This window comes from Halarcobacter sp. (genome assembly GCF_963675975.1).
Classification (GTDB): domain Bacteria; phylum Campylobacterota; class Campylobacteria; order Campylobacterales; family Arcobacteraceae; genus Halarcobacter.
Window position 1 is genome coordinate 1,718,778 of record NZ_OY780939.1, and the last position, 21,084, is coordinate 1,739,861.

At 26.0% G+C, this 21,084-nt stretch carries 20 protein-coding genes and 1 pseudogene; 6 read left to right on the plus strand and 15 right to left on the minus strand.

All coding sequences use genetic code 11. From position 1 onward, the window contains the following. Complete coding sequence (gene mgtE / locus ACKU3H_RS08485; protein ID WP_320033415.1) at positions 1-1,362, plus strand: magnesium transporter; 1,362 nt, start codon at positions 1-3, stop codon at positions 1,360-1,362. Between the two features lie 10 nt (positions 1,363-1,372). On the opposite strand, the gene ACKU3H_RS08490 is transcribed toward mgtE, so the two are convergent. From ACKU3H_RS08490 to uvrC, 6 genes are all read right to left on the minus strand, one after another. Further along, on the minus strand, positions 1,373-2,425 hold the full coding sequence (locus ACKU3H_RS08490) for a succinylglutamate desuccinylase/aspartoacylase family protein (protein WP_320033416.1): 1,053 nt from the start codon (positions 2,423-2,425) through the stop codon (positions 1,373-1,375). 3 nt (positions 2,426-2,428) lie between these two features. After that, entirely contained in the window at positions 2,429-3,367 is a 939-nt protein-coding gene (gene rimK, locus ACKU3H_RS08495) for a 30S ribosomal protein S6--L-glutamate ligase (RefSeq protein ID WP_320033417.1), read from the minus strand. Then, positions 3,368-3,796, minus strand: a complete 429-nt coding sequence (locus tag ACKU3H_RS08500; protein ID WP_320033418.1) for a RimK/LysX family protein — start codon at positions 3,794-3,796, stop codon at positions 3,368-3,370. 102 nt (positions 3,797-3,898) lie between these two features. Next, a complete protein-coding gene (locus ACKU3H_RS08505) occupies positions 3,899-4,564 on the minus strand; it encodes a tetratricopeptide repeat protein (protein ID WP_320033419.1) in 666 nt (221 codons plus the stop codon). Further along, the gene (locus ACKU3H_RS08510) at positions 4,564-5,586 is read right to left on the minus strand and encodes an alanine racemase (RefSeq protein ID WP_320033420.1); all 1,023 of its coding nucleotides are present in this window, start codon (positions 5,584-5,586) and stop codon (positions 4,564-4,566) included. The genes ACKU3H_RS08505 and ACKU3H_RS08510 overlap by 1 nt, the downstream gene beginning before the upstream one ends. Before the next feature lie 4 nt (positions 5,587-5,590). After that, positions 5,591-7,423 (minus strand): excinuclease ABC subunit UvrC, encoded by a 1,833-nt coding sequence (gene uvrC, locus ACKU3H_RS08515; RefSeq protein WP_320033421.1) that lies wholly within the window; start codon positions 7,421-7,423, stop codon positions 5,591-5,593. A gap of 285 nt (positions 7,424-7,708) precedes the next feature. On the opposite strand from uvrC, the gene ACKU3H_RS08520 reads away from it, so the two are divergent. Next, positions 7,709-9,430, plus strand: coding sequence for an ATP-binding protein (locus tag ACKU3H_RS08520; RefSeq protein WP_320033422.1), 1,722 nt, complete (start codon positions 7,709-7,711; stop codon positions 9,428-9,430). A gap of 2 nt (positions 9,431-9,432) precedes the next feature. Here the strand turns inward: ACKU3H_RS08520 and ACKU3H_RS08525 are convergent, their stop codons facing one another. The 3 genes from ACKU3H_RS08525 to ACKU3H_RS08535 are packed head-to-tail and all read right to left on the minus strand — an operon-like array spanning position 9,433 to position 14,248. Beyond that, positions 9,433-10,377, minus strand: coding sequence for a HAMP domain-containing sensor histidine kinase (locus ACKU3H_RS08525; protein WP_320033423.1), 945 nt, complete (start codon positions 10,375-10,377; stop codon positions 9,433-9,435). Beyond that, entirely contained in the window at positions 10,374-13,538 is a 3,165-nt protein-coding gene (locus ACKU3H_RS08530) for a transporter substrate-binding domain-containing protein (RefSeq protein WP_320033424.1), read from the minus strand. Before ACKU3H_RS08530 ends, ACKU3H_RS08525 begins: the two co-directional genes overlap by 4 nt. Further along, positions 13,535-14,248 carry a transporter substrate-binding domain-containing protein gene (locus tag ACKU3H_RS08535; protein WP_320033425.1) on the minus strand — a complete coding sequence of 238 codons (714 nt, stop codon included), beginning with the start codon at positions 14,246-14,248 and terminating at the stop codon, positions 13,535-13,537. The genes ACKU3H_RS08530 and ACKU3H_RS08535 overlap by 4 nt, the downstream gene beginning before the upstream one ends. A 133-nt stretch (positions 14,249-14,381) precedes the next feature. Between ACKU3H_RS08535 and ACKU3H_RS08540 the strand changes: the two genes are divergently transcribed. From ACKU3H_RS08540 to ACKU3H_RS08555, 4 genes and pseudogenes are all read left to right on the plus strand, one after another. Continuing rightward, on the plus strand, positions 14,382-14,738 hold the full coding sequence (locus ACKU3H_RS08540) for a response regulator (RefSeq protein ID WP_320033426.1): 357 nt from the start codon (positions 14,382-14,384) through the stop codon (positions 14,736-14,738). Positions 14,739-14,741: 3 nt separating this feature from the next. Continuing rightward, positions 14,742-15,296, plus strand: a complete 555-nt coding sequence (locus ACKU3H_RS08545) for a SiaB family protein kinase (protein WP_320033427.1) — start codon at positions 14,742-14,744, stop codon at positions 15,294-15,296. 3 nt (positions 15,297-15,299) lie between these two features. Continuing rightward, a complete protein-coding gene (locus ACKU3H_RS08550; RefSeq protein ID WP_320033428.1) occupies positions 15,300-15,680 on the plus strand; it encodes a DUF1987 domain-containing protein in 381 nt (126 codons plus the stop codon). Positions 15,681-15,875: 195 nt separating this feature from the next. Beyond that, positions 15,876-16,496, plus strand: a pseudogene (locus tag ACKU3H_RS08555) (HD-GYP domain-containing protein); the annotation flags it as partial. A 1-nt stretch (position 16,497) separates the two neighbouring features. On the opposite strand, the gene ACKU3H_RS08560 reads toward ACKU3H_RS08555, so the two are convergent. From ACKU3H_RS08560 to ACKU3H_RS08585, 6 genes are all read right to left on the minus strand, one after another. Beyond that, on the minus strand, positions 16,498-17,247 hold the full coding sequence (locus ACKU3H_RS08560; protein WP_320033429.1) for a phosphotransferase: 750 nt from the start codon (positions 17,245-17,247) through the stop codon (positions 16,498-16,500). Further along, entirely contained in the window at positions 17,228-17,797 is a 570-nt protein-coding gene (gene pnuC / locus ACKU3H_RS08565) for a nicotinamide riboside transporter PnuC (RefSeq protein WP_320033430.1), read from the minus strand. The genes ACKU3H_RS08560 and pnuC overlap by 20 nt, the downstream gene beginning before the upstream one ends. Positions 17,798-17,848: 51 nt before the next feature. Further along, positions 17,849-18,331, minus strand: coding sequence for a glutathione peroxidase (locus ACKU3H_RS08570; protein ID WP_320036473.1), 483 nt, complete (start codon positions 18,329-18,331; stop codon positions 17,849-17,851). Between the two features lie 417 nt (positions 18,332-18,748). Next, positions 18,749-19,333: a hypothetical protein gene (locus ACKU3H_RS08575; protein WP_320033431.1), complete on the minus strand. Its 585-nt coding sequence runs from the start codon at positions 19,331-19,333 to the stop codon at positions 18,749-18,751. A gap of 302 nt (positions 19,334-19,635) precedes the next feature. After that, positions 19,636-20,589 carry a hypothetical protein gene (locus ACKU3H_RS08580; RefSeq protein WP_320033432.1) on the minus strand — a complete coding sequence of 318 codons (954 nt, stop codon included), beginning with the start codon at positions 20,587-20,589 and terminating at the stop codon, positions 19,636-19,638. After that, positions 20,582-21,082, minus strand: a complete 501-nt coding sequence (locus ACKU3H_RS08585; protein WP_320033433.1) for a hypothetical protein — start codon at positions 21,080-21,082, stop codon at positions 20,582-20,584. The genes ACKU3H_RS08580 and ACKU3H_RS08585 overlap by 8 nt, the downstream gene beginning before the upstream one ends. Positions 21,083-21,084 lie beyond the last annotated feature (2 nt).

Consider the following 21,084-nt stretch of genomic DNA (forward strand, 5'->3'; position numbering starts at 1 on the left):
ATGGATGACTTAAAGGTTATAGAAACAAAAGATTTATTGTTAGCTGCTATTGAAGATTATAAAGCAGGTAATTCTGAAGTACACCCTTATGATTTAGCAAAAGAGCTAGAAAAATTAAGGGATTTAGATGAAAAAGAGTATGAGTTTATTTGTAAAAAAATCCCTAGTGAACTTTTTGCAGAGATGCTTTGTGAAATGCCTAGTTATATTCAAGAGGAGATAACTGAGGTAATAAGTGATAAAAAAATTGCAAATATTACATCTAAAATGGATAGTGATGATGCTTCTGAGCTTATTTATAATATTTCACAAAAAGATGAAGAGTTAGCACAAACAATTCTATCAAAACTTGATAATGAAGATAAAGAGATAATTGAGAGATTAAATTCATATGAAGATCATGAGGCTGGATCTTACATGCAAAGTGAGTTATTTAGTGCGACTTTAGATGAAGATATTGGAACAGCTGTAAAAAGATTAAAAAAATTAAAAGAGGATGATTTATTAGATAATATATTTCATGTATTTTTAGTTGATAGAAATGGAAAGCTAATAGGCGGAATAGGTTTAGAAGAATTAATTCTTTATGAAAAAGAACAAAAGTTTAGTGAAATATCAGAAGATAAAATTACAAACTATTCTTCAAGTCATAAAAGTGATATAAGTGAAGTTGTTGAGATGTTTACACATTATAACTTAAGTGCATTGGCAATTGTAGATGATAATGGAAAATTATTAGGAAGAATTACTCATGATGATATTCATGATATTATTCAAGAGCAAGATACTAAACAATTGTACTCTTTGGCCGGAGTTAATGATGATGCCGAACATGAAGAGAGTATATATTTAATTGGTAGAAAAAGAGCAATATGGTTAGGAATAAATTTAATTACTGCTATTTTGGCTTCTGTAGTAATAGGTTTATTTGATGCAACTATTCAATCTTTGGTTGCACTTGCTGTGTTGATGCCAATTGTTGCTTCTATGGGTGGAAATGCAGGGACACAAACATTAACAGTAACAGTAAGACAAATGGCATTAGGTGAGATTAGTTATGAAGATGCTAAAAAAACTATAAGTAAAGAGGTTTTAATATCTTTGGCAAATGGGTTTATTTTTGCTTTTATTATAGGTTTTATCGCATTCTTTTGGTTTAAAATACCTCTTTTAGGATTTGTAATTGCTTTATCTATGGTAATAAATCTTTTGAGTGCAGGTTTTTTTGGTGCAGTAATACCTATACTTTTAGAAAAATTTGATATTGACCCAGCAATTGGTTCAACAGTAATATTAACAACGGTAACAGATGTAGTTGGATTTTTTAGTTTCTTAGGTTTAGCTACAATAGTTTTATTATAAAAAGAGGAGATTATTCGATAATCTCTTCTTTATTTAATTCTATAAACTCACTATTTTCAATAGCATTTTCATTAAAATATTCAATTTTATTTTCAGCTGTTTCAAGATTTTTAAATTTTGCAATATGAAAAATTGCATCACCTTCTTGTACAAGAGGAATTTCAGATTTTCCTATTATAACTCCATCAAATTGAGCTTTTATTTCAAAACTTTCATCATCTAATGTATCATCAATATAGGCAATTATCTCATCTTCGTGTACTGTTTCACCAAGTCTTTTAATAGTTCTTAAAATTCCACTCTCTGTTGCTCTAATCCATTGACTACTTTTTGTAATTATAGGAAGTCTTTTCCTTTTTATTGGTGTTTTAGGAATCATTTCTAACTCTCTTAAAACATTTACAATACCTTTTACTCCAATTCTAATAGAAGTTTCATCAAATCTTAGTGCTTCTCCTGCTTCATAAAGAAGAACAGGTATATTGTTTTCTTGTGCTGCTTCCCTTAAAGAACCATCTCTTAATTCAGAATGTAAAATCACTGGTGCTTCAAAGGCTTTTGCCAGTTTAAAAGTAAATTCATCATTTATATTGGCTCTTATTTGAGGAAGGTTGGATTTATGAATTGAAGCTGTATGTAAATCTATTCCCAAATCGCACTTTGTAACAATTTCATCAAAAAAAGTTTTTGCAACACGACTTGCAAGAGAACCTTTTTTTGTACCAGGAAAAGATCTATTTAAGTCTCTTCTATCTGGCATATATCTTGATAATGTCATCACTCCATATATATTAACAATGGGGATAAGAATAATTGTACCTTTTACTCTTTTTAGAATATTTAATTTTTTAAATCTTCTAATAATCTCTACACCATTTAATTCATCACCATGTATGGCTGCACTTATAAATACAGTAGGTCCATTTCTCTTTCCTCTAATAATTTTTATAGGAAGAGTCGCTGGAGTTTGATATAGTTTAGGAAGTTCAATATTTAAGGTAGTTATAGTCCCTTTTTCTATCTCTTTCCCTGATAATATAAATTTATCGTTACTTTTATCCAAGTTTTAAGCTCCAATATTATCTTTTTTTATTCTTCTTCTTTTTGGTTTTTCTTCATCTCCACCAATATGTGAAGCATTTTTTTCAATAAAATCCATGATTTTACCAGCAATATCAATATTTGTTGATTTTTCAATACCTTCTAATCCAGGAGATGAGTTTACTTCCATAACAAGTGGTCCCCTTTTTGATGGTATCATATCAACTCCACAAACACCAAGTCCCATTGCTTTTGCAGCAGCAAGAGCTGTACTTTTTTCTTTTCTAGTTAATTTGTGTGCAGTTGCACTTCCACCTTGATGTAGGTTTGATCTAAAGTCTCCCTCTGCACCTTGTCTTTTCATAGCTCCAACTACTTCGCCATCAACTATAAAAGCTCTAATATCTGCACCACCTGCTTCTTCAATAAATTCTTGAACTAATAAGTTTACATCCATTCCATAAAAAGCATCAAGTACTGATTTTGCTGCTTTTAGTGTTTCAACAAGTACAACTCCTACCCCTTGAGTACCTTCAAGTATTTTTAAAACTAATGGTGTTCCTCCACTTAAAGCGATAACATCTTTTGCACTAGATTTGTTTGAAGCAAATACAGTTTTTGGCATATCTACACCATTTTTTGATAATATTTGTAAACTTCTTAGTTTATCTCTACTTCTTTTTATAGCTAAACTTCCTGTTACAGAAAATACATCCATCATCTCAAAGTGTCTAACCATAGCAGTACCATAAAATGTTCTACTCGCACCAATTCTAGGAATAATTGCATCAGGTTTTGGTAATTCCTTACCCAAATAATTTATCTTTAATTCACCTTTCATTATCTCAATACTACATTTTAAATAATCTATTACTCTTACTTCCCAACCTCTTTGCTCTGCTGCTTCAACAAGTCTTCTTGTTGAATATAACGATGAATTTCTCGATAAAATATATACTCTCATTTACAGTTCCTTTTTATTTTTACTTATATATTCTTGTGCAACATCAACTAAAAATCTATCTTTTAAAAAACGCCTTCCTATAAGCATTGGAAATTTCATATCAGCTCTATTTGTTAGTGAAATTACACTTTTATAATGTTTACCCATAAATTCAACACTAACTTTTATAGAAGGTCTTAATTGTACTTGCCCGTTTGAGCTTTTAACTTTTTTTATTTTATATATTGGTAACTTCATCCTTTTCCCATGATAAGAGGGATGAACTTCATCTAAAAGAGTAAACTCTACAGTATCTTCATTTATAACAATATCATCACAATGTAAAGCATTAGAATCTGCCCCAGTGTCAACTTTTGCATCTAAATCAATTAGATTTAAATCTAAAATAGAGATTATTTCTCTTCTTCCAACAATTTTTTTTTCTTTCATTTTTATTCCCAAAAGATTTCAATTATATAATAATTGTAAAGTATATTATAGTAAAAAATATAAGAATTAATATAAAGAAAATGTAGTTTTTTTTAAATATTTTTAGTTTTCAGGCTTAGTATAAAATTTAAACTTCCAACCTTTGTCTTCTGGATATTTTTCAAGGTTAAAATCATTCCAAACTTTTATACATCTTTTATTGCCTTGTATTTTACCTTTTTTAGCAAATTGATGAGCTCGACCAAAGTTTGGAAATACACCTTTTCCACTGGCATACATAAAAGCAAGGTTACATTGTGCATCAATAAAGTCTTGCTTTGAAGCTTTTTCAAATAGTTTTACAGCCAATTTATAGTCTTTGTCAACAGCAATTCCATTTACTAAAAATTGTCCAACCATATTTTGAGCAGGAGCATATCCATTATTAGCAGCTTTTACAAAACTATTATAAGCTTTTGCTAGATTATAAAAATGTGTTTTTTTAGATAAATATAGTTTTCCTAAAAGATAAGAGGATTCATTGTGATTTAATTCACTTGCTTTTTCTAAAAGATTTTTTGCTTCATTAATATTTTTTTGAATCTCTTTACCTTGTATATATATTTTTGCCAAATGAAGCATTGCATTAGTATTGTTTTCTTCTATTAGTTTCTTATATAAAGAGATTGATTTTAGAGTGCCATTATTTTCTTCAAACTCTTTTGCTTGCTCAAATGTATATGAATAGACATAGCTAAGTAAAAAAAGAAAAGAAAATATAATCTTCATTATCGAATCTCTTTTGGGATATTTGGATTTAAAGTTGTAGTAATTTCATAAGTTATTGTATCGTGGATTTTAGCTAAAGCTGTAACATCATCAAAAATACATACTTCTTCATCTTCACAATTGATAGATAAATTATCCATAGAAACTTTTCCTAAAATTTGATAACCTTTGGGTGTAAAATATGTATCTTCTCCATTCAGTCTTAAAAACCCATCCCCATATCCAACTTTATATGTTGAAACTTTCATATCTTCTTTTGCCAAATATTTTCCACCATATCCAACTTTTTGATTTTTCTTTAATTCTCTTGTTACAATTTTTTCTCCCCAAAGTGACATTACTGGTTTTAATTTTGGATTTTCAAAGATGGGATTTGATTCTAAATAACCATATTGTGCTATTCCTAATCTAGCAAAATCTTCCTCATAATTCTTAAACCTAAATAAAGCTGACGAGTTAGCACAATGAAACTTAGGAATAGTTAAAAAAAGTTTTTCACATAAGCTCTTTACAAGTTTTTTTGCCTGTATAAAAACTGACCTCTGCCAAAAGAATTCACATGATAATTCATCTGCACTTCTAAAGTGTGTGAAAACTCCAGTTAAATTAAGTTTTTTTCTCAAAATCCCATGAATAGCCTCTTCTAGGTTTTCAAGTGAAATTCCATTTCTATGCATTCCTGTATCCACTTTTATGTGAACATTCGTGTTTTTGGGTAACCTTTCTATATCTTCAAGACTATTTACAGCTATGTGAAAAGTATGTGAATAAGTGTGAATAGCAGTGTCAGCTAAGATTAAGATTTGCTCAAAAAATGTCTCAATCTTTTCTGCTTCTTCGATAGTTCTTACTACAGCTTTTGTTATACCATATTCTTTTGCCATTGTAGAAATTTCTATTAGTCCATGACCATATGCATTATCTTTTAATACAACTGCAATTTTATCTTTTGAACCTAATTTTTCTTCAGCAACCTTTAGATTATGAAAGTAGTTTGATTTATTTAAAATGATTTTTGCCAAGGTTTTAACCTTCAAGAGTTTTAAAATAATTTGTTATAAGCATAGCATCTTTTTCGTTTAGAACATCTTTTAATTCTTCAATAGAAGAATTTTTTATATTTTCAAATGTTCCAAAATATAAAAGAAGTTTTTTCATCTTTGCCTCACCTATACCTTTTATCTGTAATAAAGAGATTTGTGTGTCTTCTTTTCTTTTTTGTTTCTTATGAAATGATATAGCAAATCTATGTGCTTCATCTCTTAATCTTTGTATAAATTGTAATCTTTTATCACTAGGAAGTAAATCTAATTTTTCAATAACTCCATTATTTTCAAAAAAGATTATATCTTTTGCACTACCTTTTGCTCTGTGGGCTTTAAAGTCAAGTTTCTCTTTTGCTATAGCTACAATATCAAGGTTTACACCACATGAATTTCTTATATCAATTGCAAGTTTAAGTAAAGTTTCTCCTCCATCTATTACCCACATATCAGGAGCTGGATTTTTTTCAAAACTATCTACTCTTCTTATTAGTGTTTCTCTCATTTGGGCATATTCATCTTTTGCTTCTAGATTATAGTGTCTAAAATCACCTTTTTCAAACTTTTCTTCCCAAGTTACCATCGCTCCTACAGTTGCTTGTCCCATCATATGTGAGTTATCAAAACACTCAAATCTATTAGGGACTTTTTCTAAATTAAATAGTTGTTTTAGTTGTGCATAAACTGAGGTAGTATCTTTTACTGAAGATAGTCTAAGTAGCTCATCACAATTATTTAAAGCAACATTTAAAATCTCTTTTTTCTTACCTCTTTGTGGTGTAATTATTGGTATTTTTTTAGAAAATTTCTCTTTTATAAAATTTTCTATTTCATCTTTTTCTTCTAATTGCGTAGTTATTATAATCTCATCAGGTAATACTGGAATCTCATTATCATAGTAATTAACAATGGCTCTTTCATAAGCTTCTTGAATATCAATTGTAATATCTTCTTTGTTTGGTTTAATATAGTTATGATTACTAGAAGCTAATTTTCCATCCCTAAAGAACATTCTTACAAGTACCGCTTTAGTACCAATAATTTTTATTGCAAATAGATCAATGTTTTCATTTGTAGCTAAATCCATACCTGTTTGTATCTGAGATTTTTCAATAGTTTTTATTCTATCTCTTAATTTCATAGCTTCTTCAAATCTAAATTCACTACTATATTCTTCCATTTTTTTAGTTAGTTTTGAGATAAGTTTATTCTTATTATAAATATAATTTAAAGCATCATCAACTAGTTTTGAATAATCCTCTTTTGAAATTTTTCCTTCACAAGGAGCAAAACATTTTTTTATTTGATAAAAAAGACAGGCTTCTTTCCCTTTTATACAAGATTTTTTTTGAACTAAAGGAACAATTTCATAAATAGAATCTAACATATCTCTAGCTCCAGTAGAGTAGGGACCAAAATATTTAATATTTTTTTCTTTTAATACTCTTCTTGTAATTTCAAGTCGTGGAAAGTCTTCATTTAAGTTTATATAAATATATGGATAGGTTTTATCATCACGAAGTAATATATTATATTTTGGTTTTAATTGCTTAATAAGAGAATTTTCTAGAATAAGTGCATCGTGTTCGTTTGGTACAACTATCCATTCTAAAGATTTTACTTCTGTAATCATTTTATATATACGTGGACTTAATTTATCAGCAGGCAATAGCTTTGGAGTAAATTTAAAATAAGACTTTACTCTGTTTTTTAATACTTTTGCTTTTCCTATATATAAAAGCTTACCTTTTTCATCAAAATATTGATAAACTCCGGCTTCATTTGGTAGTTGCTTTAATTTCTCTTCTAAATTCATTTTGGAATTTTATCTAAAAAATCTTTTAAAACCATTTCTTTAAAAAATATTTTATTTTTTTATTATAATATAAAAATATTTTTTATTAAAAATAATTAAGATTTATATTATATGAAATCTATAAATAGCTTTAGAGTCCTATATAATAAGCTTTTAAATTACAATAAAAAATATTTTTTATATATAAAATAACTAAAATAAGTTATTTTTTTATCTTTTTATAATTTTAAAAGATAATAAAAGTAAATTTTATATATAATAATTTTTTTAAAGGAAAAGTTAAGTATGCTAAGTATTGAAAAAAAGATAAAAAATAGAATATTAATTTTAATTTTAATGATTCTAATTAGTACAGGTATCGTAATTATTTCATATGAAAATCATTTAATAAAAAATCACATTGAACATGACATCACTACTCAAAATGAAAATATTAATAATACTTTTAATCTTTTTATAGATGAATTAGACAAAAATATTGCAGAAAGAACAAATTTTATGCTTAATAAAGAGAGTAGATTAGCATTAAAAAATAAAGATAGAAAACTATTATACAAATATACAAAAAAACATTTCAAAAGAATGAGTGAAAACAATAAATATCTTAAGATAATGACTTTTAGATTGACTGATGGAAGTGCATTTTTAAGAGTTCACAAGCCTGAAATGTTTGGAGATAAGCTAAATAAAAAAAGAAAAATCATACTAGATACAATACTTACTGAAAAACGACAATTTGGTTTTGAAATTGGCAAATTAAAAATGACACATAGAATTGTAACTCCTATATTTTATGAGGATAAATTAATTGGTGTTGTTGAAGTTGGAATTGAACCTGAATATATTATTGAAAAGATGAATAATATTTTTAATATAAAATCATCACTTTTTGTTAAAAATGAACAATTAGAATTGTCTTTGCAAAAAGTTGAAAGTAATTATAAATATAAAATTAATGATTTTATTTTTGTTCGAGGAAGTGAATTAATAAGAGATAACTTGCAAAAAATAAATTTTGATGAAAAAATATCAAAAATAGAGTTTAGAGGAAAAGATTATTATATAGATACTATTAAACTTTTAGATCATAAAAATAATGTTGCTGCAAAAATGTTAATATCTTATGATTTAACAACTTTTAAAAAAGAGTTTGATGAAATGCTTGAAAAGAATTTGATGATTACTTTTTTAGTAATCATAATACTTTTTATAGTGTTAAATATGGGGTTAAATCATTTTTTAAAAAAGATTGATAGTTTATATTTGAATATTTTAAAGAAAGATAAGATGATGTTACATCAATCTAAACTTGCATCAATGGGTGAAATGATTGGAAATATAGCTCATCAATGGAGACAACCCTTAAGTGTAATATCTACTAGTGCTAGTGGGATTAGGGTTCAAAATGAATTGGGCGTTTTAACCGATGAAACTCTACATAATTCAATTGATGGAATAGTAAATAGTACAAAATATCTTTCACAAACAATTGATGATTTTATGGATTTTGTAAAAAGTGATAAAAGTGCCATAGATTTTGATGTAAAAGAAAATATTGAAAAAAATATTGAAATATTAAAAGGTAGTCTAAAAATTCATCAAATAAATTTAGTATTAAAGTGTCAAAGTGAGTTTATTAAAGGTTTCCCTAATGAATTAACTCAAGTCTTTATAAATATTGTTCATAATGCAAAAGATGCCCTAAAAGAGAATAATATAAAAGAAAAATATATATTTATTGAAACAAATAAAACCGATAAAAATATAGAAATAATTATAAAAGACAATGCAAAAGGAATTCCTAAAAATGTGATAAATAAAGTTTTTGATCCTTATTTTACAACAAAAAATGAATCAAATGGAACAGGTTTGGGACTTTATATGTCATATAGAATTGTAACTGAAAGTATGAAAGGTGAAATAAAAGTTGAAAATGTTGAATACGATTTTTATGGAAACAAATATACTGGGGCAATGTTTACAGTATCATTGCCTTTAAATAACTAAAACTATTTTGGCAAGGCTTGTTTTAGAGTAAACATTGCTCCATCTTTTATATTTTTAGCACTTAAACGAGTATTGTTTTTCTTTGCAATTTGGCAACTCATATATAAACCAATACCAGTACCTTTCTCTTTTTTTGTGGTAAAGTTAGATTTAAATATTTCATCAATAATATCTTCTTTTATTCCACCTGCATTATCGCTTATTTCCAAAATGTTAAGATTGTCTTCTTGATATATTTTTATAATAATTTTTCTATTTTTAATATCTTTTAAAACAAAGGCATCTTTTGAATTGTTTAAGATATTTAATAAAATATGTTTAAATTCGTTTTCAATCCCCATGATTTCAAAATTATTTATCTCTTGAATTTCAATATCTATTTTATATTTAATAAATTCATCTTTTATAAACATAAGAACTTTATCAATCATTTCTCTTGTGTTAAAATATGATTGTTCTTTATTTGGTCTAAAAAATGTTCTAAACTCATTTAATGTTGTATTCATATGTTCTATAACATCAGCCATTTTCTTTTGAAAATCATCAATATATTTATCATCTATTTGTCCACTTTTATAATCTAAATCTAACATACTTAATTTCAAATTTAATATTCCTAAAGGTTGAGCCCATTGATGTGCTATGGCATCAATCATTTCACCCATAGCTGCAAATTTTGATTGCTCAAGTAGAATTTTTTCATTTTTTTCTCTTTTTTCAATCTCTTCAGTAACTTTTTTTTCAAGATTATTTTTATATTCATCTAATTCTTCATTTGCTTCTAATAATCTTAGTTGCATCTTATCGCTTTGTTTGATAATCTTGTCAAGCCTTTCACTTTTTCTTTTGTAGTCTTCTAATAGGTCAAATAATCCATCTTTAAAATGGTCATAATCTTTTTTTAAAAATTTACCAACATATTGTTTATTTAAATTGTCTTTTCTCATATTTTAAATCCTATTAGAGCCATATCATCATTTCTTTCAAAATCACCTTGATACTCCATCATTTCATAAAGAAGAATCTCTTGTTGGTCAGCAAATGGTAATTTGTAATTTTCTTCAAGAAGTTTTTTAAATCTTCTTTTACCAAATGGAAATCCTTTTTTACCTCCATTTTGGTCTATATATCCATCAGTTGAAATATAAAATTGCATACCTTTGTTTAACTCTATAGTATGCTCTGTAAACTGATAATTCTTATCAGATTTTTTATATCCAATAGATTGTCTATCCCCTTTTAATACAGTGAAAACTCCATCCTCTTCATAGAAAAGAGAAGTCTCTGCTCCTGCAAATTTCATTATATTATTTTTTTTATTATAATAAAGAATTCCACCATCAAAGCCAGCATTTGAAATAGAAGTTTCATCTTCTTGTTTTAATAAATGTTTCATACTTTTATTAAAAATTGATAATATTTTTGCAGGGTTAACAATCTCATCTGTATTTTTTATATTTGATATAATTTGTCTCTCTATTGCTTTTACCAACATAGTTACAAATGCACCAGGAACTCCATGCCCTGTACAATCAATAACCATTAATATACATTCATCTTCATCTCTTAGTTCTTCAAATAAATATATATCTCCACCAACAATATCTTTAGGCTTCCAAATTGCAAAATAGTCAATAAAAAATTTTTTAAAAGATGAGTTTTCTGGGATTAATGCATGTTGGATTAAAGAAGCATATTCAATACTATCTTGAGTTTGTTGGTGAATAAGTTCAATCTCTTTTTTCGCATTTTCTAAATCTATAGTTCTTTCTTCCACTTTAAGCTCAAGATTTTTACTTAAATCTTCTACGATTTTTTTATTTGTAATATCTTGACTTATAGCCTTATATCCTATAAGTTTTGAATTTTTATCATAATCTGGTTCTATTTTTGAAAAAAGCCAATATACTGAGCCATCTTTTCTTTTATTTTTTATTTCACCTTCCCATATTTTTTCATTTTTTAGATTTTTCCAAAGATGTTTAAATATTTTTTGTGACATATCTGGATGTCGTATTATATTATGTGATTGACCTATTAATTCTTCAATTGTATATCCAGAGGTATTGCAAAATGCAGTACTTACTTTTGTAATATTTCCTTTTTTATCTGTATTTGAAAAGATTACATTTTTATCTAAAGATGTTAAAGTATTTTCAAGTTGTTCTTTTTGATTTTTGATATCTGCTGTTTTCTTATCAACAAGCTGTCTTAATTTTTTATTCCAGTATACTATGATAGCTATAATAATTAGAATGATGATAATTATAGGTAAAACATATGATAAAACTTTTTTAAGGGAAAAACCTTTATTCTCTTCAACTTTTACCTTAACCCAACCATTATATATTTTTTCTCTATCTTTTTCTGATATTGTTTTAAAAACTTTATTTACTATTGACAGCAACTCTGGCATTTTAGGATTTATTAGGTAGTGGTGGTTAAAGTCTTTTCCCGTTTGACCAGCAAGTTTAAGATTATCTTTTCCTATTTTTGAGATATTATATAGTGCAGGGGCAATATGACCTATAAAAACATCAGCTTCATGGTTAGATACTTTTAATAAAGCTTCAAAAATACTTCTTGTTTCTATAATTTTAATATCCGGGTATAGAGCTTTTATGTAATTATAACTTGTAAAATATTTTGGTATAGCAAACACTTTATCTTTGATCTTATCCAGAGATTCAACATAATCAATATTTTCATTTGTAACGATAACCATAGGATATGAAGCATATCGATTTGAAACTAAACCTAAAAGTATTTCTTCTTTTGAATCTCCAATTCCAGGTACTAAATCAATTTCCCCTTTTTTAAATTTATCAAGTACATCAGGCCAAGAGCTAGATGGAACAAATTTAAATTCAATACCTGACACTTCTGATACTATATTTAAATAATCTCCCATAATTCCTGACATAGAACCATTTTCAATAATTGATAAAGGTTTCCAGTTTACTTCACTATATTTTATTACAGTTTTTTTATCTAACCAATTGTATTCTTTTTTACTAAAATTAATTTTTCTTTTTTCATCAAACCATTTTAGTTTGAGCTTATCTATATCTTGGATAGAGACTTTTCTCATGGCTTTTGTTATTATTGAATGTAATTGTGGTGCATCATTTCTTACTGCAATATATAAGTTTTCCATCTCTGGATCATCAGCTTTTACATCAGCTGTATATTTTAAACCTTTAATCACATTTTCATGCATAATATTATTTAGAATTGCCGTTTTACCTAAAGTTGCATCAACTTCTCCATATACTACAGCTTTTATAGTACTAAGTGTGTCATCATAGGTTATAATTTCTATTTTTGGATATTTGTTTTTTAAATATTTTTCATATACAAAGCCTTTTATAACAGATACTTTTTTTCCAAAAAGAGACTCTATGTCTATAATATCTTTTCTATTATCTTTTGTTAATATTGAACTTACATTTCTTGCATAAACATTTACGTAAGAGAGCTTTTCTTCCCTATCTTTTGTTCTTGCAATATTCATCATAATATCAATTTCTTTATTATAGGCTCTATTTAATGATTCATCCCAAGTTCCAGTAACAAACTCTATTTTAAATCCAGCAATTTTTGATAATAAATTTATATAGTCTATAGAATAGCCAAGTGGAAAACCATTTTTATTGAAGTTAAAAGGTGCCCAATCATATTCATTGTGAACTTTAACAGTAGGATGTTTATTTAGCCATTCTTTTTCCTCTTTTGTTAACTCTATACTAACCTTTTGTTTTTTTGAACAAACTTCCATTCTACCAATAAGCTCATCTTTATAGGTGATTTCATATTTCTCTTTTTTACACTCTATTTGAAGATACACTTCATCAAAATTTTCTTGTATTATTTCATGTTCTCTATTTTTATATAAAAACAAGAATCTTTTGTTTGTCAAAGAATCATATAAAGTGATATAGTTGATTTGTTCATTTTTGTCCATATGATTTTTTAAAATATTAATTACTTCATTTTCATCTAAAACATAAAAGGGATTGGCAATTTGATTAGCTATATCTTTATTTGTAATTACAGCAAAGGAGCTAGTAACAAATAGAAATATTGTAAGAAATATTTTGAATATCATTTAAGAGGCTTTATATATTTATTGATACGTTTTAAAGTATTATCTTTAACATTTTTTGAACAGATTAGATATCGTTTATTTCCTTTTGGGATATTTTTTATCCTAAAAAATTTAAGACTTTTATTTAGTGAATCATCTAATAAAACTTTTGCTTCCTCTTCTGAAATAAAAATATAATCAGCTCTTTTTGCTGCAATCATTGAAATCATTTTTTTATTATCTGTATAAACTATTTTATTTTTTGTCTTGAACTTTTCTATTTTTTCATCTAAAAATGTACCATAGGAGTAAGAAGCTTTGGTAAGTAAGCTTAAGTTTTTGTTTTTTAATAAATTATCAATAGAAATATTTTTTAGTATATTTTCATTTTCAGTTCTTGAGATGATTCCCAAGGGTTTATCTTGATACAAAGGATAAGAGAACTTTGCAAATTTTTCTCTTTGCATATTTCTAAACCAGCCAATTGCACACATTTTATTTATATTTGCTTTTATTTCATAAAGGTGTCTTTTGGATGGTTTTTCTTTTAATTGATATTTTATTCCGGAGTATTTTAAAGCTTCTATTGTAGGTGTAGCAACTAAGCCTTTTATTGAGTTTGAATCTTTTTTTACATAAGGTATACGCTCTTCATATACAATGATTAGAGAATCTTCTGCTTTGAGTAATATTATAAAAAAAGTTGTTAAAAACAGAATTATTCTAAACATTTTCATCCTTTAGTATATAATTATATTATAATGTAGATAAAAAGTAATTGCAAAGTTATATTATTTATTATACAAAAGTTGTATTAAAGTATATTTTTGTAATTATTATTTAAACAAATAATTAAGGCATCTTATGAAATTTTTAGTTGTTGATGATTCTAATATTGCAAGGAAAAGATTAAATTCATACCTAAATGAATTAAATTATATAGTTTTAGGAGAAGCAATTGATGGATTAGATGCTATAGATAAATTTATTTTATTAAAGCCTTCTATTGTCACACTAGATTCAGAAATGCCAAATTTAAATGGAATAGATACTGCAAAGAGATTACTTGAAATAAACCCTAATGTAAAAATTATGTTAATAACTTCTATTATAGATAAAAAAGAGATTATTAATGCATATAGAATAGGGATAAAAAAAGTTATTACAAAACCCTTTTCAATGGAAAAATTAAAAGAATCTATTGAAGAGATAAAAGGTTAAGATATGAATATAAAGATGATTCAAGATATTGTAGAAGAAGATGGAATTATATTTTTAACTTATGGTGGTTTTCTTTCTCAATCATTAATCTCATCAATGATGGAGGCTTTAGAAAAAGAAGCAAAAGAGAGTGATTTAAATTTAGGTGTAGCAAGTAATATTTTTACTATTTTTATTGAATTGACACAAAATATGATGAATTATTCAAAAACAAAAAATGCTGATTGTGATAAATTGAATCCACAAGGATTGATTGTTGTTACAAAAGATTTAGAAGAAAACTATTTTATACACAGTCAAAATATTATTACACAAAAAGATAAAGATAAAATTCAACCAAAATTAGAAGAGTTGATTGATTTAGATAGAGAAGGGGTAAAAAAAAGATATAGAGAATTAAGAAGAAGTGGTAAAGATACCCATGGCAAAGGTGGGGGAATTGGCTTTTATGAAATTGCAAAAAGAAGTGATGAAATAAAATTTAGTTTTAGGGAAATAAACAAAGATAAATTTTATTTTCATTTTATAGCAAAAATTGTTACAAATAAGGAGAAGTAATTAATGGAAAATTTAATAATCAAGGAAACAAAATATACTCCTTCTATAAAACTTGATGTTGAAAAAGGCTTGATTGAACTTATTGGGAAGTCTTATCCTGAAAATACATTTGAGTTTTATAAACCAATGTTAGAGTGGGTTGAAGAATATTTTGAAAATAATGGGGATAAAAAAACTATAGTAAATATGGAGATAATTTACTTTAATTCAAGTAGTTCTAAACTATTTTTTGATTTTTTTGACCTTTTAGAAGAAGCACATAATAATGACAAGTCTATTGAAATAAATTGGATTTATGATGAAGAAAATGAAAGTGCTTTAGAAGCTGGTGAAGATTTTAAAGAGGATTTCGTAGGTTTAAATTTTAATTTAATTGAAAAATAATTTATTGGAAATCATATGTTTAGAAATGAAAATAAACTAGTTTCAGAACTTCACGAATTACAAGATAGCTTTAAAAAAACAACTGATAAGTTAATAAAAGATATTAATAGACATGATAAAATCATGGCTCAAAGTGATAAAAGACAACAAAAAGAGTATGATGAACTTCAAATAAGACTTAAAGAGGTTGAGGCTTTAAGTAAAGAGATAGAAGAGACTCAAAGAGAAGTTGTATTTACTATGGGTGCTATTGGAGAAAGTAGAAGTAAAGAAACTGGAAACCATGTAAAAAGAGTGGCTGAATATTCGAAAGTATTTGCTTTATATTATGGATTGCCCAAAAAAGAAGCAGAGATGTTAAAACAAGCAAGTCCTATGCACGATATAGGAAAAGTTGCTATTCCTGATTCAGTATTAAATAAACCAGGAAGATTTAACGAAGAGGAAAGAAAAATCATGGATACCCATGCTCAATTGGGTTATGATATGTTAAAACACTCAAATAGATCTTTGTTAAAATGTGCAGCAACAGTAGCTTATGAACATCATGAAAAGTGGGATGGAACAGGATATCCAAACAAGTTAAAAGGTGAAGATATTCACATCTATGGAAGAATAACAGCAATGGCTGATGTTTTTGATGCTTTAGGTAGTGATAGATGTTATAAAAAAGCTTGGGATGATGAGAGAATTTTTAATCTTTTTAAAGAGGAAAAAGGAAAACATTTTGACCCAAAACTTGTAGATATATTTTTTGAACATTTAGATGATTTTTTAGAGATAAGAGAGAGTTTAAAAGATGAATATGAGGGTTAACTTATTGTAAACTTTTAAACCAAAGTTTACAAATGTTTGTATAGATTTTTATATAATTAGTTAATAAAAATTTATACTCTTTTTTCACTTTTTTAAAATAGCTTTTTAATACATATTTTAGTAGCTTTTTCTCAACACCAAACTCTACACAAACAGTTGCCAAATCAAAAAATACACTATTTACTCCAGCATATTCCCAATCTATAAATCTGATTTTTGAGTTAAAAAATATGATGTTTTTGGGATTTAAATCATGGTGTGTTGTAACAAGATAGTTATCGTATCTTTTTATTTTTTTTAATATTTTTTTAGTTTCTAAAATAGTAGTTTTTGATTCTTTGTCTTTTAATATTTTTTTATAGTTAGATAAATCTTTTTCAATCTTATATGGTCTTTGATTTACTTTTATTTTATGTAGCTTTTTTATAGTTTTTAAAAGGTTTTTTAGTTCAGTTTTTTTTAGAGTTTCTTTATGCTCTCCTTTTAAAAACTCAGTAATCATAAAACTTTTATTCATATATAAAGGTTTTGAAGCAATATTTATTTGAGAAGCTTTTTTTTGAATAAAAAACTCAAAGTCTCTACTAATATTTACACTACTATTATCTTTAAATACTCTTATTAAATAGTTAGCTTTATTTGTTGTAAGTTTATAATTTATATTGCAAAAGCCTTGAATAGGAAGTTTTTCAATACTTTCAAGGTTTTCATTTGTGAATAATGAAAGTTTTTCAAGCTCTTTGATGTTCATAGTCACTTTTCCATTTTTTATAAGCAACAATTGCTAAAATAGTATATATTAAAAACAAAATAGCTGTTAGATTTAATCCTTTTTGAATATAAATATAAATTGAAACACTATCAATAACAATCCAATAAATCCAGTTTTCTATAATCTTTTGGGCTAGCATATAAGTTGAAAATATTGCAAATACAGTTGTAAAAGAATCAATATATGCAAAATCAGCATTTGTATAGTTATCCATAAAAAAGCCTAAAATAGTAGAGATACCAGCTAAAACTGTTATGATTTTTATATTTTTAGATAATCCATAAGAAGAGATTTCTAGCTCTTTTGTTTTGATATTATTTCCATACTTCCATACATACCAACCATATACAGCCATTACTAAGTAATAGATATTTAAAGCACTATCCATTAGTAATGAAACATCAAAAAATATTATCGAATAAATCAATGTAGAGAAAAATGCAGCAACCCAACACCATAAACTTTGTTTAATGGCTAAAAGTAAATAAGCTATAGCTAAAATCATAGCTATAGCTTCCCATGTTGTCATTAACTTAAATGACTCCAAAATAGTGCTTAAAAAGTTTTCTATTATTTGTCCTTATTTACCTAAAAGTTCAACAATTTTTGGTTCTATATCTTTTGGTTCTGTTACTGAACCATATCTTTGAATAATTTTACCATTTTTATCTATTAAGAACTTTGTAAAATTCCATTTAATAGCTTCTGTTCCTAAAACTCCAGGAGAATTGCTTTTTAGATATTTGTATAATGGTGTCGCGTCATCACCATTTACATCAACTTTTGAAAACATATCAAAGTTCACTCCAAATGTAAGACTACAAAACTCTTTAATCTCTTCATTAGTACCTGGCTCTTGATTTGCAAACTGATTTGAAGGGAAACCTAAAATCATAAAATCTTCATTTTTATACTTTTCAAAAAGATTTTCCAAACCTTCATATTGACCTGTAAACCCACACTTACTAGCTACATTTACTATCAATAAAACTTTGTCTTTATATTTAGACATTGATACCTCTTTCCCATCAATATCCTTAACTGTAAAATCATATATACTCATAGAACTCTCCTTTGCAAAAATAGATGTAGAAAAAATCAAAAACATAAAAAATATTTTTTTAAGTGTCATTTTAAATCCTTTTTTATAGTTTATTATAAAAAAGGATAGGTTTGTATATATTTAAAATCGATTGATAAAGTTTAAGGGTTTTATAATTCATTGTATTTAGTCTATTTTAACAGTCTTTTTAAGAACTTCTACATAAATATATTATTTAATTTTTCTATATAAATTTCATGCATTTAGCATATCAAATTGTCACTAGTATATTCAAACGTCTATATTTTGTTAAACTGTAGCTACTATTTTTCTTTTTACCAATAGTAGAGATTCATTCAATCGGAGTGCATCTTTATCTAACATAAATAAGGATTAAAATGTTATTTAATCCTTAATATTCTATTTATATAGATAGTTCTATTGTTCTTTATCAGTTTGATATATTGTGTTTATCATTTTTGTTGGAATAAGATTTGATTGTTTCATATCTTCAATAAAACTTTCAGCTACAAATGACCATCCTTTATTATTTTCATCTATAGCTAATATTTTTGAATTTTGGTTAATTTCTATTTTAGAAGTTTTTTCATTATAAATTGCAGTAGAGTTTTTAGGTAAAGTTGCCTTAAATATTTCTAAAAACAATTCTATTTTTTCTTTATCCTCACTAGGAGGAACTAATTCAAGTTCTGCGATGTAATCAATTTGTGTAAAATAACCATTTTTATATTGTTGTATATCTTCTATTTTTTTAACAATTATATTTTTCATTTCAGGTGTTTTATTACTTTGATACATTTGCTCAAAAGATGTTGTTAATTGTTCTTTTGAAATTAGTTTAAATACTGGTTCATAAAGAGAATTAATCATTTTAGAAACATCTTTATCTTTCATTGCATTAATATATGTATTTAAAGCTTGTTTAACTTCACTAACTTGTGCATTATTTGCAAAACTACTTATACTTAGTAGTAAACTTAATAAGACTAATATTTTTTTCATTTTTATCCTTAATTTTCATATTTATTAAATCCTAAAGAATTAATTTTAATCAAAACGATAGTTAAATAATAATAGTCATTATAATACTAATTATTATCTAAATAAATACTTATTTATAATGTATTTTATTATTAATATGAAAAAGTTTGATTTTTTAGTATTTTAGTAACATTTATAAATATTGTATTAACTCTAATTTTATTTTGTCAAGCCCATGTCATACAAGGATTGTTACTAAAAAGTTTTGACCTATATACTATTAAGACTATATTATATAAAGATTGTTATATAAAAGTATTCATTTACTTAGTTAAAAATTTAGAATCTTTTTCTATATCAGGACAGTGTTTATAAATAGGTTCTAAAAATTCATAAAGTAATGGAACTTTATCTGGTTCTTGTATTAGAGTTTTATTTTCAAAAACAGTTGTTACTGTCGGTTCATTCATAAGTGGATGAGAGAACTCTTTTGGATTATCTAAGCCTTGTTTTTCTCTAAATTTAAGCCATGCTAAAACTTCAAAAGGGAAAAGTAAAAGAATAGGTATTTCAAGATATAACGCCTTTTCTTCACTATTTCTTCCAGTAGTTTCTAAATGTGCATCACATAAAATATAGATATATTTATCTACTTCATTTAAATTTGTAGTATCCCAGTTTTTTAGTACTATATCATAGGGATAAAACTCTTTTGGATAAAAAGCTCTTCGTTTGTTTATTTCATAAGCTGATATTTTACTATAAAGTTCAATTAGAAACCATGCTTGTAATGCCCTAGCATTTCCTCTTCTAATAATACAAGCTTTAGCATTTAAAGAATCAATTAAATCTTTTCCCATCAGTTCAACCTTATCCCATTGCGAAGCTATAATATTACTAGCAAAGAAGTTAGCTGAACGTTGCATTTCAAGATAAGGAATACCTTGTAAACATTGACAACCTTTAGAAGTTTCATGAATAGTTAGATAACTATAGTATGCATATAAAGAAAAATATTCAAAGAATTTTTCTTTATTATTTTGTGTAGTTAAAAAGTATGTAGCTCTATCAAATGAATATACTGCAAGTGAATCAAATCCTAACATAAAAGCATTTTCAGAAAAATCATCTTTATATGCATATAAAAAGTCAGATATAGCACCTCTTTGAATAAAGCCACTTTCTAAGAAATTAGAAGCATAAAGCCAATCTTTTTCTTCTATGTATTGTTGTTCTAATTTATTTTTGTATTGGGTTATTTTAGGATTATTATTCATTTGGAACCAAGCCTCGGTAATTGATTTCTTTATCATATAAAGTTAATGATATTCTTTTTAATGTATTAAAGCTTTGATCATCAAAATTACAACCTAAAAAATATTTTTTTTCTCCATCATCCAATAGCCAAGTCAATCTTGTATCATCATATTTATTTGTATAATCAGCTTTTTTACCTATTTTTTTACTTATAGTTTCATAATTATCACCTATTTCTAAGTTAAAAGGTAACTTAATAGTTGTTTCATCATTGAATACAATTTGATTAAGCCAAAGATTCCCTTCTCCTGCATGTTCTTTTTGTTTTGGTGTTAGACAATCAGTTTCAAACATCATTTCCAAGCCATAATCTTTTAAAGTAACAAATACATAAGACTGTTCAGGGTTATACACAGGTCTTTCTTCTCCAAACTCTTCTAACATATCTATTATTTTCTCATCCCACTCAGGTAGACTTAAAAGTTCTATCATATTATTTCCATCTAGTTTCATTC